Origin of the sequence: Erysipelothrix larvae (genome assembly GCF_001545095.1) — a bacterium.
GTDB lineage: Bacteria > Bacillota_I > Bacilli_A > Erysipelotrichales > Erysipelotrichaceae > Erysipelothrix > Erysipelothrix larvae.
This window is the reverse complement of record NZ_CP013213.1, coordinates 1,150,732-1,166,729: the sequence shown is the minus strand read 5'-3', so window position 1 is coordinate 1,166,729 and position 15,998 is coordinate 1,150,732. Positions and strand designations below refer to the sequence as shown.

Below are 15,998 nucleotides of genomic sequence, written 5' to 3'. Positions count from 1 at the left end.
GAGGGCAATATGAATATAAGAGCTAATCAAGTCGCGCGTATTAAAGTAGTCGGAGTAGGGGGCGCAGGATGTAATGCTGTCAACCGTATGGTTGATGAAGGTCTACAAGGTGTAGATTTTTATGTAGCAAATACGGATTTACAAGTGTTACAAACATCACCTGTGCAAAATAAACTAGCACTTGGTCCAGATATTACAGGTGGACTTGGCGCTGGGGCAATGCCTGAGATTGGGCGTAAAGCTGCAATTGAAAGCGAATCAGAAATCAGAGAAGCAGTTAAAGATGCTGATATGGTTTTTGTTACAACCGGTCTTGGTGGTGGTACTGGAACTGGTGCTGCACCACTTGTTGCGAAAATTGCTCAAGAGGAAGGTGCACTAGTTGTCGGGATTGTCACAAAACCTTTTACCTTTGAAGGACCTAAACGTAGTAAAAATGCGATTGCTGGCCTTGAAGAACTAAAATCCTTCGTGGATTCATTAATCATTGTAAGTAATAATCAATTACTTCAAGTAATTGGTAATATTCCATTCCAAGAAGCGTTTAAAGAAGCTGATAACGTATTGCGTCAAGGTGTACAAACAATTACAGACTTAATTGCTGTACCCGCATTGATCAACTTAGACTTCGCTGATGTACGTTCTGTAATGCAAGGTCAAGGAACTGCATTAATCGGTATCGGTATGTCACAAGGCGAAAACAAAGCGATTGAAGCAGCTCAAAAGGCTGTCACATCTCCATTACTTGAAGCACAAATCAAAGGGGCTCGTAATGCGATTATTAATGTCACAGGTGGTGAAGCGATTTCGATTCAAGATGCAAGTGAAGCAGTTGAATACATTCGTCAAGCTGCTGGAAATGACATCGACTTAATCTTCGGTGTAGCAATCAATGAAAACATTGGAGATGCAATTATTGTAACAGTTATTGCGACAGGCTTTGATATGCCTGACGAACCAGACTTTGAGACCATGCGACGAGATGCTCGCACTTCATACACAAGTTCACATACAAGTGAGCCTGTATCTCAAAAGACTGAAGTGAACAGCGCAATTCCTGATTTTTTCAAACGTAAATAACGAAATTAAAAAAAGTCATAGTTATTATGGCTTTTTAGCATAAGAAGGGAATCAGTAAAAGAAACATGAAATTCACAAAAGAAGAACGTTCTTGGATCTTATACGATGTCGCTAACTCTGCATTTATCTTAATTGTAACTGCAACAGTTCCGATTTTCTTTAGATCTTTAGCCGAAGCACAAGGTGTTTCAAGTGCAGATGTATCTGCATTGTGGGGAACAGCAACATCTGTAGCACTCCTGATATTGGCACTCTTATCACCAGTCTTGGGAGCACTTGCAGATTATCAAGGATATAAGAAAAAGCTCTTTGTTTTATTCCTTACAATTGCAATCCTAGGGGGAATTGGATTTTCGATCACTACTGAATGGCAAGCATTTCTCTTTGCGTTTATCCTAGCGCGTATTGGGTATGCTGCATGTAATGTCTTTTATGATGGAATGTTAGTTGATGTCACACCCAATGAAAATATGGACCGCGTTTCATCCTACGGGTATGCTTTTGGATACATCGGTAGTACTATCCCATTTATTATTGGTCTTGTTCTCATTTTATTCCATGATACTTTTGGGCTTGAAATGCAATTCGCAACTCAACTCTCATTTATTATTACCATGGTTTGGTGGGTTGTTTTATCATTGCCACTTCTTAAAAATGTAAAACAAAATTACTATGTTGAACGTCATGAAAAGAATCTTGTGAAGTCATCGTTTAAACGTGTATTCAAAACGCTAAAAACGATGAAACAACAACCAAAACTCTTTACATATATGATTGCATATTTCTTCTTTATTGATGGAGTATATACGATTATTTCGATGGCCACTACCTTTGGTGGTGAAGTTGGAATTGATAGTAATGCCATGTTGTTAGCACTTCTTTTAACACAATTTATTGCATTCCCATTTGCAATCCTTGCTTCCTATATGGCTAAGAAATTTGAAGTGCTTAGCCTTCTAAAATTCTACATCATCATTTACAGTGGTGTCGCTGTGTTTGGATTCTTCTTAGCTCATGAATGGCAATTTTGGACACTCGCAATTGTTATTGGTACTGTGCAAGGTGGCGTACAATCGCTGTCTCGTTCTTACTTTGGACAATTAATTCCTAAATCAAATGCAAATGAATATTTTGGATTCTTTGATATTTTTGGCAAGTTTGCTGATTTTATGGGTCCGCTACTCATCGCGCTATCTGGAAGCCTATTAGGAAATTCACGCTATGGCATCTTAATGTTGGTCGTATTATTTGCAATTGGATATGCATTACTTACTAAAGTACAAAAGTATGATTAAATTAACTTGAATCTTGATTTTTCTCAAGATTCTTTTTATTTTAAGCCTACATTTAAGCTCTATAATTAAGGGAGTGTGGTTCATATGGATACAATCAAATGGTTATTAGATGGTGACATCGTAATTCAAACATTAACAAGACAATACCTCCTTGATGAAACAATGCATCATCGAAATGGTGGCTTGATTCAACGATATCTGGAGTGTTATGATCCTGAGCGTTGTATGTGGAGAAACAGTGTCTATTCAAAGAAGTGGGTGAGTAGTACCTATACACTTCTAGAACTCAAGTATATGGAAATATATCCCTTGCATCCAACTTACCAAGCTGCAACACAGATTGTGCTTGATGAATTGTGGCAAAACAAAGGATACATCTCAAAAACAAAACAACAAGATATGTGTATGGCAGCAATGGTATTGAGTTTAGTCTGCTATGGTCAGTTTAAAAACGAGAAAATATATGAGATTGTTGATTATATTTTAGAGTACCAAATGGGGGATGGGGGATGGAACTGTGCCTACAATTCAGTACACAATCAATCCTGTGTCGGATCATTTCATTCAACAATCTCTGTTTTAGAAGCGTTATTTGATTACGAATCAAACGGTTATACATACCGGCTGAATGAGGTAAAAAAACAAACTCAACAAGCTCAAGAATACCTCTTGAAACGCCACCTATTCAAATCGTTAAGAACAGGTGATGTTGTCCACCCCGATATGATTCAGTTTCATTATCCATGTCGGTGGAAGTATGATTGTTTCCGTGCATTAGAGTATTTTTGTAAAATACACTATCCTTATGATTCAAGAATGAATGATACACTGACCCTTGTAAATGAATCCCTTGAAAAGGGGTGGATTAACCGTGGGAAAAAATATCCAGGAAAGATACACTTCAGCTTGGAAACCGGTCAAAAAGGGGCTTTTAATACATTTCGTGGTCTTTTCATCCTTAAACACTATGATTCTCAAGCGTTTCAAAGATTTATAAGCGCGTATCACTGTGATGAAATATCAGAAGAATCTTCTGTTAGACTTCATGTGTAAGGTGTTGTCTATGCTATAATTTAGGTGTTGAAGATTATCAATGTATTTAGATGAAGGTGAATAATATGAAAGTAGAAATTGTGTGTGTAGGAACCGAACTATTATTAGGCGATATTATTAATACAAATGCACCCTATTTAGCAAAAGAATGTGCTGATTTGGGCTTAGATTGTTATTATCAAACGGTTATTGGTGATAATCATGATCGTTTATTAAATCAAGTGAAGCAAAGCATTAATCGTTCAGATATCGTAATTTTTACAGGCGGATTGGGTCCAACCTATGATGATATCACGAAAGAAACAGTCGCAGAAGCTCTTGGTGAAACGCTTGTTTTTGATGAAAAGGCGTATGAACTCATCGAAACTTATTTTAATAAACGGGGTCGTCAAATTGCAGCAAGCAATCGAAAACAGGCCTATACCTTTAAAAACAGTCATACCATTTACAATGATGTGGGAACCGCACCCGCACATGTAGTGAAACGTGAAAAAATCACGGTAGTCTTATTACCAGGACCGCCCTATGAAATGAAATATAACTTTGAACATAAAGTAAAACCAATATTAAGGGCTGATGTTGATGAAACGATTGTTTCTAAAAGTCTCTATCTCATCAATATTGGCGAGTCTGATTTAGAAACACTCATCTATGATCAAATGAAATCAATGGTTAACCCTACCATTGCACCCTATGCAATGGATGATGGTGTTAAATTAAGAGTTACTGCAAAAGCAAAAACCAAAAAAGATGCCTATCAGATGATTGAACCGGTTGTTGCATCATTAACACAGCAACTCCATGCGTACATCTATTCAATCGACGAAGAAAAAATAGAAAATGTGGTAGCAAACCGATTAAATACGCATGGATGCATTATTGGAATGATCGATAATATTACAGACGGTTCAGTGATTACACGGCTAAAAGATGGAAAATGTATATTCAGTGCTTCACTGATTAACAAAGACACATCAATCTATACTTCTGAAGAAGACGTGAATGCAGCGAGCATCCGCTTTAAAGAAGATTATATGAACAATCATGAATGTGACGTATTGGTAATGTTATCACATTGTAGCATCAACGATGCAAATATAGCTGTTTCAGTATCCTATAAAGAACACCACATGATTCAATACCTCTCAATTAATGTTCGTGAGAAACAGGGACGTGATATATTTAGAAAACGCGTTGGTTCACAATCGTTTAAAGTTCTCCTTGATTTTTTAAATCAATTTTTGGAATTATAATCATAATTGCCTATTTATGAATAGGTGATAGTATGAAAATAGAAGAAATTCCTGTAACATTAAGACCCCGAGAGAAAGCATTAGCAAATGGTATTTCGTCGCTCTCAGATCGAGAACTCTTAGCCTTATATGTTCGAAACGGTTCAAAAAAGGGATCGGCACTTGATTTAGCAGATCAGATACTCAATTTATCGGGTGGACTTCCAGGACTGCGTTATGTAACGCGCAGTGAATTGGTTAAATTACATGGTGTTCAAAATGTTAAGGCAACTGAGATATTAGCGCTCATCGAAATATCAAAACGTTTAAATGAACCCTTAAGTCATGAAAAAAACATCCTCAATAATCCATTAAAGATTGTCCAATGGGTTAATGGGTTGATTGGCTATGAGAAACAAGAAATCTTTATGATCCTTTGCTTGGATGTTCACATGAATGTGATTGAAGCCATTGAATTATTTAAGGGGACCTTGAATATGAGTCAAGTGCATCCGCGTGATATCTTTAGAGAAGCAATTGAACGCAATACATATCAAATCGTATTAGTTCACAACCACCCAAGTGGAAGTCTCGATTTTAGTCACTCCGATTTAGAAGTAACCAAGGCATTGGTACAATCTGGGAAAATGATTGGTATATCAATTGTCGATCATATTCTTGTTGCAAGCGGTTCATATGCTTCTTTGCGTGAACTAAGAAGTGAAATTTTTCAAAACGATGCGGGTTAGTGTTTGTTTCTATCCGCATTTCTTGTATAATGTTAAGAGGTGATGACATGAAAGAAAAGAAAACATTCCGCCGATTACTCGTAGGAATCCTGGCACTGGTGCTCGTATCATTATTAGGACTGGGTGCTATTAAGCGAATTAGTTTTGTCGATTCCGCAGATCGCGGTTTTTTCTCATTCTTTTCGATGGTTCGTTATGCTGCAATTGATTATCCAATAAATACAGTATCCAATTTCACAAAGGATGTCGCGAATTTTTGGGATTCAAGATATGAAATTGATCGGCTCAAGGAGCAATTAAGCTCTGTTTCGGTTGATGCAAGTAGGGTATACGAACTTGAACAAGAAGTTGAAAAATTAAAAGCTTTAAATCAATTAGATAGTTTATATTCAGAATTTTCACTCATCTCAGGTAGAACCGTTAACCGAGCATGGGATTCGTGGAACCAAGTAATTACAATTAATGTTGGTTCTAATCAAGGTGTTGAATTGAATGATGCAGTGGTCGCTGCAAATGGTTTAATTGGTCGTGTTATTGATGTAAAAGAAAATTCAGCAACCGTAAGTTTACTTACAGCAAACTCTCAAACAAGCCAAGTTTCAGTTAAAATCATCGTCAACAGCTCCATATCAATTCAAGGTATTTTAAGAAGCTATGATGCTGAAAATCGTGTGTTTGAGGTTCAATTACTTGACTCAAGCGCAACCATCCAACAAGGGATGCAAGTCTTTACCTCCGGTTTAGGTGGTGTTTACCCAACAGGTCTAGTTGTTGGTGTTGTTGATAGTGTAAAACCTGTTGCTGACAGTGTTGGGATTGTTGTTTATATTAAATCCAGTGTAAATTTTAATGAAATTGATTATATTAAGGTTGTGAATCGTCCATGAGAAATGTCCGGAAAATGGAATATGGTTTTCTATTCACCTGTATTTTATGTGACTTAGTTGTTCAATCATTGTGGACTCAATTATCTGCACCGATTGAATTTGTGTCCCAAATGAGTTTCATGGGGTTAATTCTTTCGATACGTAATGACGAGGTTAAAGAGTATGGTTTACGCTTTTTAGTATTATGTCTGATTATGAATTTATTTCATTATGATTCTTATCCAGTGTATCTATTGAGCTTTGGAATTAGTGTAGTTATTGTAAAATATTGGTATCGACATATTGGATCATCTTTTATTGAATGGCTCGTTATCATGACACTCGCTTTGTTTATCAGGGAATTTGTTATGTACCTCGGACTCGTGATGTTTCACAACTATGTTGGATCGTTTATGTTCTTTATGGCAAAACGCGGTGTGTGGGTGATTTTAATTAATTTATTATTGTTTAAATTTGTGATGAACATTCGAAGTTTTTTCCACGGACTGCTTATAAAGCGTACGCGTAGAGATTTCCAATGATTGTGTTATGATTAAAAGGTGAGGTGGATTATGAAAATCGCGAGAAAAGCGCAAGCATATATTGAAGAAAATATTGGGTTTCAAACTTTAATAACGGTCTTGCTTATTTTGCTTGTAGTTTATTTGTTAATGCTGACTTCTGCCTGGTGGCTTGAAGCCTTTAAATTAATTCGACAAATCCTTTTCCCATTTATCATTGGATTTGGTTTTGCTTACTTAGTTTATCCGATTACACGATATCTTGAGAAATTCAAAATACCCCGAGCAATCAGTGTATTAGTAGTCATGGCAGCTGTAATTGGTCTAATAGCCTTGTTATTTTCTGCAGTCATTCCTAACTTAATTGATGATTTTGCACTCTTTGGTCAAACAATCGTTGACAGCGTTCAACAACTTTATAACATGTATATTGAATCCAGTGATAATCCATCAGACATAATCATGAGCATTTACTCAGAAATGTTGAATGTGATGACTAACATCACAAAAGAAATTCCAGCTTATGTTACAACTTTTGTTACGAGTGCACTGTCCATTCTTACAACGATCTTATTTTCGTTTATTATTGGAATCTATTTCATTTTTGATTATGAACGATTTACAAGAGCCATCGGCACATTGGCACGTAAAGTAAACCTTAACACCTATAAATCTTTGAAATCAGTCGATCAGGCTGTGAAAAGCTATGTTCGTACTGAAATCGTTATTATGTTAATCGCTTTTGTCGAATATACACTTGTTTACTTTTTAGTGGGACATAACTATGCGTTAATATTGGGAGTGTTAACGGCACTTTCCATGATGGTACCGTATATTGGGCCGACGATTGTTCACTCAATTGGGATTTTAACCAGTCTCACTTTGGGTTTATCACGTGCCGTAATTTTAACACTCTTACTTGTCGTACTCTCACAAGTTGACGGATATGTTGTTGCGCCTATGGTTTTCAATAAACGTGACAAACTAGAACCACTTTGGTCGTTGTTTTCATTCTTTGCATGCTCGACTTTATTTGGTTTTGTGGGTATTTTGATATCCATGCCACTGTATTTTTCTGTAAACTCAATCCTAAAGTTAAGAGCAAATAACTGGAATGATGAGTCACAAAACTAAGGAGTATGATATAATGCTTAAGAGAGGTTTGTTATGAAAAGAATATGTCAAAAACTCATTGTGTTTAGCGTGTTAGTCGTGGTGTTATCAGGCTGTGTCCAAGATCGCTTAAATGTCGTTGTAACCAGCTATCCATTAGAGTATCTTGTTGAACGCATTGCAGGGGATCGTGTGAATGTTTCACGACTCCAACAAGGCACAGTTGCCCAACGGGCAACGATTGTAGATTCCTATGAATCTGTCATTAATAATGCGGATGTAATCTTCTATATTAATGAATTACAACCTTATTTTGAGTTATATGATTCAGAACTTAGAAACGCAAGTGCACAGCGTGTTGACTTATCAGTCTATTCAACACTTTATGCATTTCAGCGCTATCAAAACGTACGTGTAAGTGGTCAAATTCAAACATTTGAAAGTGCTTATTATGATTCTGAATTATTGAATTATATTGATATGTACGAATATGATCCGATTCTTTGGATTGACCCAATTGCAATGACCTCAATGGGTCGCTCTGTATTAAATTGGCTTGTTGAGAATTACCCAGATGAAGCTGAAACATTTCAAGAAAACTTTGAATCCCTCGAGGTTGATTTAGTTCGCCTTTATGCTGAGTATCAAAAGCTTCGTGATGTAACAAATCAATTAGCATTTGTTTCATTAACACCAAGTTTTGGAAATTGGCAAAAGAGTTATGGTATTAACGTTTATCCAATCGTATTGTCTAAGTACGGTGCATTACCAGATGAACAACTCATGAATGTATATCGTGAACGCATTCAGGATGATGGTGTAAAATATATTGCTTTTGAAGGCAACATGCCAGAGGATTATAATCGTTTATTTAATCAGGTGAAGACTGAACTTCAATTAACACAGATTAATTTAAGTAATTTATTTGCGCTTAGTGAAGATGACATTAATGAAAACAATGATTATCTTTCAATTATGTATCGCAATTTAGATACATTGTTAGCGTTAAGTGAATCAGAGTAACATGGTCAAAAACCCTTAAGCGTGACGTTTGAGGGTTTTATTATAAAAGGAGACATTATGCGAGAAATATTATTAATTGATGGAAATTCAATGTTATTTAGAGCTTATTATGGGACATTAAACAGGGGAAAGATGGCATCGAGTTCCGGCGTTGTAACTAATGCAGTGTATGGTTTCTCAGTGATGTTAAACCGTGCGATTGATCTATTAAAACCTACCCATGTCCTCGTAGCATTTGATACCGGCCAGAAAACATTCAGACACAAACGGTTTGATATGTACAAAGGCACGCGTAAAGAAGTCGATGAAGATTTAGTGTCTCAATTTGCACTAGTTCGTGAATTTTTAGATGCTTTACCGATTCTTCGATATGAAATGGATGGCTATGAAGCAGATGATATTATTGGGACACTTGCGAAACGCTATACTGAAGATCATGTCACCATTTTAACAAGTGATAAGGATTTACTCCAAATTGTTGATAACCATGTCGATGTTTTATTAATGAAAAAAGGGTTAACCGAACTTGAAAAAATGACGCCCGAAACACTTCATGAAACCATGGGATTAAGACCTTCACAAATTATTGATTTAAAAGCAATGATGGGGGACGCTTCTGATAATATCCCTGGGATTCCATCCGTAGGAGAGAAAACCGCCCTTAAGTTGCTCAAAGAATACGATACCCTTGATGGTGTCTATCAAAACCAAGATTTACTTAGAGGAAAACTCGGGGAAAAAGTCCGCGAGTACAAAGAACAAGCGTACCTTTCGTACGATCTCGCTACTATATATTGTGAAGTACCAGTTGAAATTGAAGAGCATGATTTTGTGTTTGAAACTGATTCGTTAAGTACTAATTCATTCTACCGCAAATATGATATGAACTCATTGGTCAAAGAAACCGTTGTCGTTGATCAACAGCAATTAAATTTTGATCATGTCGATATCCAAAGCATTCTTCAAAACAAACGCGTCAGTGTGGTCGTGGATACCGATGATAATGACACAGTCATCGGTGCCTCTCTATCAGATGGTGTAGGGGCTGTGTATGTTAATCAAGATAACCTTCAGCCGCTTTTAGAAGCATTGGTTTCAAACCAACGACAATTTATCTTTGTAAATGCAAAAGCAATGTATCGGTACATGCTTGAGCAAAAACTACCCATTCATCAAAGCATGTTTGATGATGTCCTTCTTTTGGCCTTCATTGTAGATGGTTCAATTACAACGTTTGATAAACTTAAAGATTCATACAATATGTGGAACGAAAACCTCGATAGTCAATCACAAAAACTCAATGATGCGAATAAGATTCACGAAGTTTATGACAATCTTTACCGCCGCGCAGATGTGATGAATGTTTACTCTGTATACGAAACAATTGAAAAGCCATTAATATCAGTATTAGCAAAATGTGAATTCAACGGATTCACTGTAGATCAACGTATTTTAGACACAATTGCGACTCAAACCGAAGTCATATTAAATGATTTGAGTGAGAAAATATTTGCCCATGCCCATAAGGAATTCAATATTAATTCACCAAAACAATTAGCAACCGTTCTTTTTGATGATTTAGGATTAAAATCAGGAAAGAAACGTTCAACTGCTGTTGATGTTTTAGAAAAACTTGCAAGTGAACATGAAATTGTTCAGCTAATTCTAGTATATCGTAAATATCAAAAACTGTATTCAACGTATGCAGTGGGTTTAGTCAAACACATAAGAGACGACCAAAAAATTCATACGACACTCAATCAACACCTCACACAAACAGGAAGACTCTCATCGTCAAATCCAAACCTTCAAAACATTTCGGTACGTGATGAGGAAGGGAAGATGATTCGGGGTGCATTTGTAGCATCTAAAGACTGTACCTTACTTAAAATTGATTACTCTCAAATTGAACTTCGTGTCTTGGCCTTTTTAGCAAACGAAACAAAAATGATTGAAGTCTTTAAACAAGGAAGAGACATTCATGAAGAAACTGCACGTGAAATATTCAACGTTGACACACCTACCTCACTTCAACGTCGTGAAGCGAAATCTGTAAACTTTGGAATTGTATATGGCATGAGCGAGTATGGTCTATCGCAACAACTCGACATCTCTTTTGAAGATGCACGGGATTACCTTGCGAAACACCAACAAATCTATCCAAGAATTCACGAATATATGGCTGAAACAATTCAGTATTGTGAAGAACATGGATTCGTTGAAACATTCTTTAAGCGCCGTCGTTATATTTCAGAGATTAAAGATAAAAACTATGCCAGCCGTGAATTTGGGAAACGAGCTGCGATGAATGCGCCAGTTCAAGGAACCGCTGCAGACATCATTAAGATGGCAATGATCAAAGTGGATACACTTTTGGATTCCTATAAATCACGATTAATCCTACAAGTGCACGATGAATTAATTTTTGATGTTGAAAATGACGAATTGGATGCACTGATGCCGCAGTTAATCGAAATTATGGAAACCATTGTATCATGGCCAGTCGCACTCAAGGTTTCTGCTTCAACTGGAAAGACATGGAAGGAATAATATGCCAGAATTACCTGAGGTCGAAACTGTTGTTCGAACACTGGAAAAATCACTGATGAATGAAACCATTGAGTCCTTGGATTTACGTGTACCCAGCCTTGTAGAAGGAGCAAGTCTTCCTTTGAGTGCGTGCATTTTTAAAACGTTTCGATTGTTTAGTCGTAGAGGTAAATACTTAATCTTCGGATTTGATGATGCATCCTTTCTAGTTGTACACTTACGTATGGAAGGAAAGTTTCATCTCTATAAAAAAGGGTGTGAACCAGCCCCTACAAAACATACACACCTAATATTTAAAACACACCACTACGTGGTTCATTATCTTGATACGCGTAAATTCTCACGATTTGCGCTTACCAATGACTTGGATGCTTATTTAGAATCGAAGCATTTAGGTCTTGAACCCTTCGATGAACAATTAACCAGCTCATACTTGCTGAAGAGATATGCACATCGAACACGATGCATTAAAACAATCCTGTTAGACCAGTCGATTATCGCTGGGATTGGTAATATCTATGCTGACGAGATTCTTTTTGCATGTAAAATCAACCCTCAACGACAAGCATGTTCACTTTCTAAGAGAGAATGTGATAAAATTATTCTAAACACACGTGCTGTGTTGCATAATGCCATTTTACAAGGTGGTACAACCATTCGCTCCTATACATCGTCCTTAGATGTGAGTGGTCGCTTTCAAATTAGTTTGAATGCCTATGGTCGAAAAGGGAAACCGTGTCATCGATGTCAAACTGAAATGGTAGGAAGGAAAATAGATGGACGCTCCACTGTCTGGTGTCCGAAGTGTCAAAAGGTGTAATGATGATGAAAATAGCAATCACAGGAACCATTGGGTCGGGTAAATCAAGTGTTTCTTGTATCCTTAAATCTTTAAATTATCCAGTGTATGATGCAGATTTAATTGCACATGATTTATATAAGCCAGGCGAACCCATATATGACTATCTTATTTCACGCTATGGCGGTGAACTCCTCAATGACGATGCGACAATAAATCGTAAAATATTGGCCCATCATCTCTTTTTAGCGGATGAGAACATTATGGAGTTAGAGGATAAAATATTTCCAGAAGTTATGGATAAAATCAATCACATTTATGAATCAGATCCACAAGATCTTGTTTTCTTCGAAGTTTCAATGCTTTTTGAAGCACAACTTGAGGGTCAATTTGATGAAGTCTGGGTTGTCAATACAACAGATGCGATTCGTTACCAACGCTTATTGAGTCGTGGTTTAACACACCATGACATAAAAAAACGTGAGCAGCGTCAGATTCCAACCAGTACCAAATTGAAACTCGCTGATCGCATCCTTGACAATAATGCAACACAAGACGCTCTTAAAGCACTGATTATAGAAACGTTAGAAAGGATGAGCGCATGAAAAAAGTTCAATATCAATGCAATTGTGAACACGAAATTAACAATGATCAATTATCTGCACTCATTCGTTTATATCAACCCGTATTCGCGTTTCCTGCATTATCACTTTATCTCACTTTGTATGAGCTAGGGCGTAAACACACTAATTTGTCGGTTGAAGAATTATGTGGAATCGTTCAAATTAACAGTGAAACCCTTATCCAACAAAGACAAGAACTTGAACGTTTTATGTTAGTGAGAACCTTCGATGGTGATGATGGTGTGACCCTCATCGTAATAAAACCACTGACCATGGCTCAATTTATTAAACATCCAATGTTTGGTAGACTCTATGCGCTTGTTAGAGGGAGTGATGCTTACAAACAAATTTCGATGGAATGTTTAAATGGTAAAGTTAAAATTGATGGAAATGAAATCACAAAACCCTTCGATGCATCACGATTATCTGTATGGGATGAAGGTCTTGAGACAACCATTGATGAACATCAAACAGAGGTATTTGCACCCCATTTTGATGTGGATCGATTCTTCTCTACAATGTCAGATACTGTGTTTCCCTTGAGTCTTCGAACCGATTCATTAAAACGTATTATAGCTGAAGCTGGATCCTTGTATCAAATCTCCTATCCCGATATGAAATCAATCCTCTTCAATGCAACCAACTTCTCAACGCGAACCCTTGACGAAGTGAAACTCGTTCATGCAATTGATAAAGAGTTTAGGGTATCAAAACGTGAACTTCCAAAACAAGTTGAAAATCCTTACGAATTGGATCCTGTGAGTTTCTTACAATTTAAGCAAAATCACACGTATATTGTGGATGCAGATCGCCGTCTTATTGAGTCACTCAGCAAAAACTTTGAATTCACAAATCCTGTCATCAATGCACTCTTGGAATATGTCCTTGAAATCAACAAAGACAATTTGAACCGTGCTTATGTTGAGAAGATTGCATCGACCTGGAAACGTCGTAATGTGAAAACCTTAAGTGACGCACTGAAAGAAATCAGTCAACCCGCTAAAAACACATCGTCAAAATCCACACAAAAATCAAAGGGGACTGTTGTTCATCAAGTTCCTGAATATTCAAAAGACGATTCCATTGACGAAGATGTGGATGCACTACGAAAAATGCTCAAAGATAAATTATCTAAAGGAGGGGCTTCATGAGTTTCAAAAACCTGAAATATCCATTAACTAAAGACCAACAGAACCAACGAAACCAACTGATTGCACAGCTTCTTGAACATAAACATGTCAAAGCATTTTTAACACAATATCGCGTTTCGCAAAAGATTGTTGAGGAGAATGCCTACCGTTTTAAAGATTGGGTAAGTGAAAAAGAGAAAGCAGAATCTGTTTCAAAAGATCTCTTGGAAGCCAATCCCACCTTAGGAGAATATGTTGATTTAGTATTCGATCACGAAACCAACACCTTAATGGAAGTCTTTGTACGCACAGATGCGCTTCAATCAATGAATGAATCGTTAGAGTATCTTAAACGTTATATTGTATTTGATTTGCCAGCACAGCTTCAAAAAGTATCCTTTGATACACTTGACATTGAGCATGAATCACCAAATTACCTTAAAGCCATTGCACTTTGTGAACCCTTAGAGCTTGGAAAAAAGGGGATGTATCTCTACGGAGATTTAGGTGTTGGGAAAAGTTATCTTGCAGCCTGTATCACAAATAAGTTTGCGAAACAAAATCGTTCGGTAATGTTTGTGACAACAAGTGAATTATTAACATATATAAAAACAACATTTGGACTTCAATTTGAACAAGAAAAAATGTTCAATGCCTTAAAGAATTGTGATGTTCTAGTTTTGGATGACCTAGGTTCTGAACCCATTACCCCTTGGTCAAGAGATGAAGTATTGTTTCCAATATTGAACTCTAGAATGGAGAATTCAAAGCTTACGATCTTTACAAGCAACTATCCAATTCAAAAATTAGAATCTGTTTATTCTATCGATTCTAAAGGAAATATTGACCCTTTACGAGCGAAACGGTTTACAGACAGAGTAAGTACATGTGCTACTCCCTTTGAAATCGTTGGAACAAACAGAAGAAATCATAAATAAATGTTAAAAATCTGCACAAAATGTGATAAAAATGGTATGATAACTCAAGAGGTGACGTATGAAGAAAATTGGTGTCTTAACTTCTGGTGGTGATGCACCAGGAATGAATGCAGCAATTCGTGCTGTTGTTCGTTCCGGGCTAATCCAAGGATTAGAAGTTTATGGAGTATTTAACGGATACAAAGGGCTTGTGGAAAACGATATCCAAAAACTCACGCGTAGTGATGTAAGTGATATCGTCATAAAGGGTGGTACCATCCTTGGTTCTGCTCGATTAGAAGATTTCAAGCTTGAAGAAGTAAGAAAAAAAGCAATTGATAACTTAAATGCACTCGGTATCGAAGGGTTAATTGTTATCGGTGGCGATGGTTCATACCGTGGTGCAAAAGCATTAACGGATATGGGTATAAATTGCATTGGTTTACCGGGAACGATTGATAACGATATTGCAGCTACTGATTATACGATTGGTTTTGACACTGCTTTGAATACAATCATCGAAAACGTAGATAAACTACGGGATACATCAAGTTCACATCACCGATGCTCTGTAGTAGAGGTTATGGGAAATCGATGTGGTGACTTGGCACTGTTTGCGGGTATAACTTGCGGTGCTGAAGTTGTGATCACAAAAGAAACTGGATTTGATGAGCAAGAGATTTTAGAACGGTTAAAAATGTTTGAAGTAAAGAAGAAAAAGCGTCATGCGATTGTCATTATTTCAGAAAAAATAACCGATGTAGACCTCTTAGCTCAAAAGATATCTCAGCATACTGGTTTTGCTGGAAGATCAACAGTATTGGGGCATATTCAACGAGGCGGTTCACCAACCGCACGAGACCGAATTCTTGCAACCCAATATGGTGACTTTGCAGTTTCTGAATTAATTCGTGGTGGAGGGGGATCTTGTGTGTGTTTTGTGGATGAACAATTCCGGGCAGTTCCAATTGATGAAGCACTAAAAACACCGAAGAAATCACGTAAAGAGTTATTTGAATTACATCAACGATTAGTTTAATAGGAGGA

Annotated in this window: 15 protein-coding genes; all 15 read left to right on the top strand. The window is 36.9% G+C overall.

Translation table 11 applies throughout. The features are described from left to right. Positions 1-9 precede the first annotated feature (9 nt). The 15 genes from ftsZ to pfkA all read left to right on the top strand — a co-directional run bounded on the left by ftsZ (position 10) and on the right by pfkA (position 15,990). On the top strand, positions 10-1,080 hold the full coding sequence (gene ftsZ / locus AOC36_RS05395; protein WP_067632212.1) for a cell division protein FtsZ: 1,071 nt from the start codon (positions 10-12) through the stop codon (positions 1,078-1,080). A 65-nt stretch (positions 1,081-1,145) separates the two neighbouring features. Beyond that, positions 1,146-2,375 carry an MFS transporter gene (locus AOC36_RS05390; protein WP_067632210.1) on the top strand — a complete coding sequence of 410 codons (1,230 nt, stop codon included), beginning with the start codon at positions 1,146-1,148 and terminating at the stop codon, positions 2,373-2,375. A gap of 84 nt (positions 2,376-2,459) precedes the next feature. Further along, positions 2,460-3,428: a hypothetical protein gene (locus AOC36_RS05385; protein WP_067632208.1), complete on the top strand. Its 969-nt coding sequence runs from the start codon at positions 2,460-2,462 to the stop codon at positions 3,426-3,428. 65 nt (positions 3,429-3,493) lie between these two features. Next, positions 3,494-4,681: a CinA family nicotinamide mononucleotide deamidase-related protein gene (locus tag AOC36_RS05380; RefSeq protein ID WP_067632207.1), complete on the top strand. Its 1,188-nt coding sequence runs from the start codon at positions 3,494-3,496 to the stop codon at positions 4,679-4,681. Between the two features lie 32 nt (positions 4,682-4,713). Continuing rightward, positions 4,714-5,409, top strand: a complete 696-nt coding sequence (gene radC / locus AOC36_RS05375) for a RadC family protein (RefSeq protein WP_067632205.1) — start codon at positions 4,714-4,716, stop codon at positions 5,407-5,409. A 47-nt stretch (positions 5,410-5,456) separates the two neighbouring features. After that, positions 5,457-6,296, top strand: coding sequence for a rod shape-determining protein MreC (gene mreC, locus AOC36_RS05370; protein WP_067632203.1), 840 nt, complete (start codon positions 5,457-5,459; stop codon positions 6,294-6,296). 14 nt (positions 6,297-6,310) lie between these two features. Then, positions 6,311-6,817, top strand: coding sequence for a hypothetical protein (locus AOC36_RS05365; protein ID WP_157777149.1), 507 nt, complete (start codon positions 6,311-6,313; stop codon positions 6,815-6,817). A 30-nt stretch (positions 6,818-6,847) separates the two neighbouring features. After that, complete coding sequence (locus AOC36_RS05360; RefSeq protein ID WP_067632199.1) at positions 6,848-7,930, top strand: AI-2E family transporter; 1,083 nt, start codon at positions 6,848-6,850, stop codon at positions 7,928-7,930. Between the two features lie 33 nt (positions 7,931-7,963). Continuing rightward, positions 7,964-8,932: a metal ABC transporter solute-binding protein, Zn/Mn family gene (locus AOC36_RS05355; RefSeq protein ID WP_067632197.1), complete on the top strand. Its 969-nt coding sequence runs from the start codon at positions 7,964-7,966 to the stop codon at positions 8,930-8,932. Positions 8,933-8,989: 57 nt separating this feature from the next. Next, on the top strand, positions 8,990-11,482 hold the full coding sequence (polA, locus tag AOC36_RS05350; protein ID WP_067632195.1) for a DNA polymerase I: 2,493 nt from the start codon (positions 8,990-8,992) through the stop codon (positions 11,480-11,482). Between the two features lies 1 nt (position 11,483). After that, entirely contained in the window at positions 11,484-12,302 is an 819-nt protein-coding gene (gene mutM / locus AOC36_RS05345; RefSeq protein WP_067632193.1) for a bifunctional DNA-formamidopyrimidine glycosylase/DNA-(apurinic or apyrimidinic site) lyase, read from the top strand. 5 nt (positions 12,303-12,307) lie between these two features. After that, positions 12,308-12,886: a dephospho-CoA kinase gene (coaE, locus tag AOC36_RS05340; protein ID WP_157777148.1), complete on the top strand. Its 579-nt coding sequence runs from the start codon at positions 12,308-12,310 to the stop codon at positions 12,884-12,886. After that, the gene (locus tag AOC36_RS05335; protein WP_067632189.1) at positions 12,883-14,055 is read left to right on the top strand and encodes a DnaD domain protein; all 1,173 of its coding nucleotides are present in this window, start codon (positions 12,883-12,885) and stop codon (positions 14,053-14,055) included. Before coaE ends, AOC36_RS05335 begins: the two co-directional genes overlap by 4 nt. Then, positions 14,052-14,972 (top strand): ATP-binding protein, encoded by a 921-nt coding sequence (locus AOC36_RS05330; protein WP_067632188.1) that lies wholly within the window; start codon positions 14,052-14,054, stop codon positions 14,970-14,972. The genes AOC36_RS05335 and AOC36_RS05330 overlap by 4 nt, the downstream gene beginning before the upstream one ends. A gap of 58 nt (positions 14,973-15,030) precedes the next feature. Beyond that, positions 15,031-15,990, top strand: coding sequence for a 6-phosphofructokinase (pfkA, locus tag AOC36_RS05325; RefSeq protein WP_067632186.1), 960 nt, complete (start codon positions 15,031-15,033; stop codon positions 15,988-15,990). The last annotated feature ends 8 nt before the right edge of the window (positions 15,991-15,998 follow it).

Bases quoted from the DNA above. Each gene is read 5' to 3' on its own strand.
- ftsZ (WP_067632212.1), top strand. From the start codon at position 10: ATGAATATAAGAGCTAATCAAGTCGCGCGTATTAAAGTAGTCGGAGTA.
- AOC36_RS05390 (WP_067632210.1), top strand. From the start codon at position 1,146: ATGAAATTCACAAAAGAAGAACGTTCTTGGATCTTATACGATGTCGCT.
- AOC36_RS05385 (WP_067632208.1), top strand. From the start codon at position 2,460: ATGGATACAATCAAATGGTTATTAGATGGTGACATCGTAATTCAAACA.
- AOC36_RS05380 (WP_067632207.1), top strand. From the start codon at position 3,494: ATGAAAGTAGAAATTGTGTGTGTAGGAACCGAACTATTATTAGGCGAT.
- radC (WP_067632205.1), top strand. From the start codon at position 4,714: ATGAAAATAGAAGAAATTCCTGTAACATTAAGACCCCGAGAGAAAGCA.
- mreC (WP_067632203.1), top strand. From the start codon at position 5,457: ATGAAAGAAAAGAAAACATTCCGCCGATTACTCGTAGGAATCCTGGCA.
- AOC36_RS05365 (WP_157777149.1), top strand. From the start codon at position 6,311: ATGGAATATGGTTTTCTATTCACCTGTATTTTATGTGACTTAGTTGTT.
- AOC36_RS05360 (WP_067632199.1), top strand. From the start codon at position 6,848: ATGAAAATCGCGAGAAAAGCGCAAGCATATATTGAAGAAAATATTGGG.
- AOC36_RS05355 (WP_067632197.1), top strand. From the start codon at position 7,964: ATGAAAAGAATATGTCAAAAACTCATTGTGTTTAGCGTGTTAGTCGTG.
- polA (WP_067632195.1), top strand. From the start codon at position 8,990: ATGCGAGAAATATTATTAATTGATGGAAATTCAATGTTATTTAGAGCT.
- mutM (WP_067632193.1), top strand. From the start codon at position 11,484: ATGCCAGAATTACCTGAGGTCGAAACTGTTGTTCGAACACTGGAAAAA.
- coaE (WP_157777148.1), top strand. From the start codon at position 12,308: ATGAAAATAGCAATCACAGGAACCATTGGGTCGGGTAAATCAAGTGTT.
- AOC36_RS05335 (WP_067632189.1), top strand. From the start codon at position 12,883: ATGAAAAAAGTTCAATATCAATGCAATTGTGAACACGAAATTAACAAT.
- AOC36_RS05330 (WP_067632188.1), top strand. From the start codon at position 14,052: ATGAGTTTCAAAAACCTGAAATATCCATTAACTAAAGACCAACAGAAC.
- pfkA (WP_067632186.1), top strand. From the start codon at position 15,031: ATGAAGAAAATTGGTGTCTTAACTTCTGGTGGTGATGCACCAGGAATG.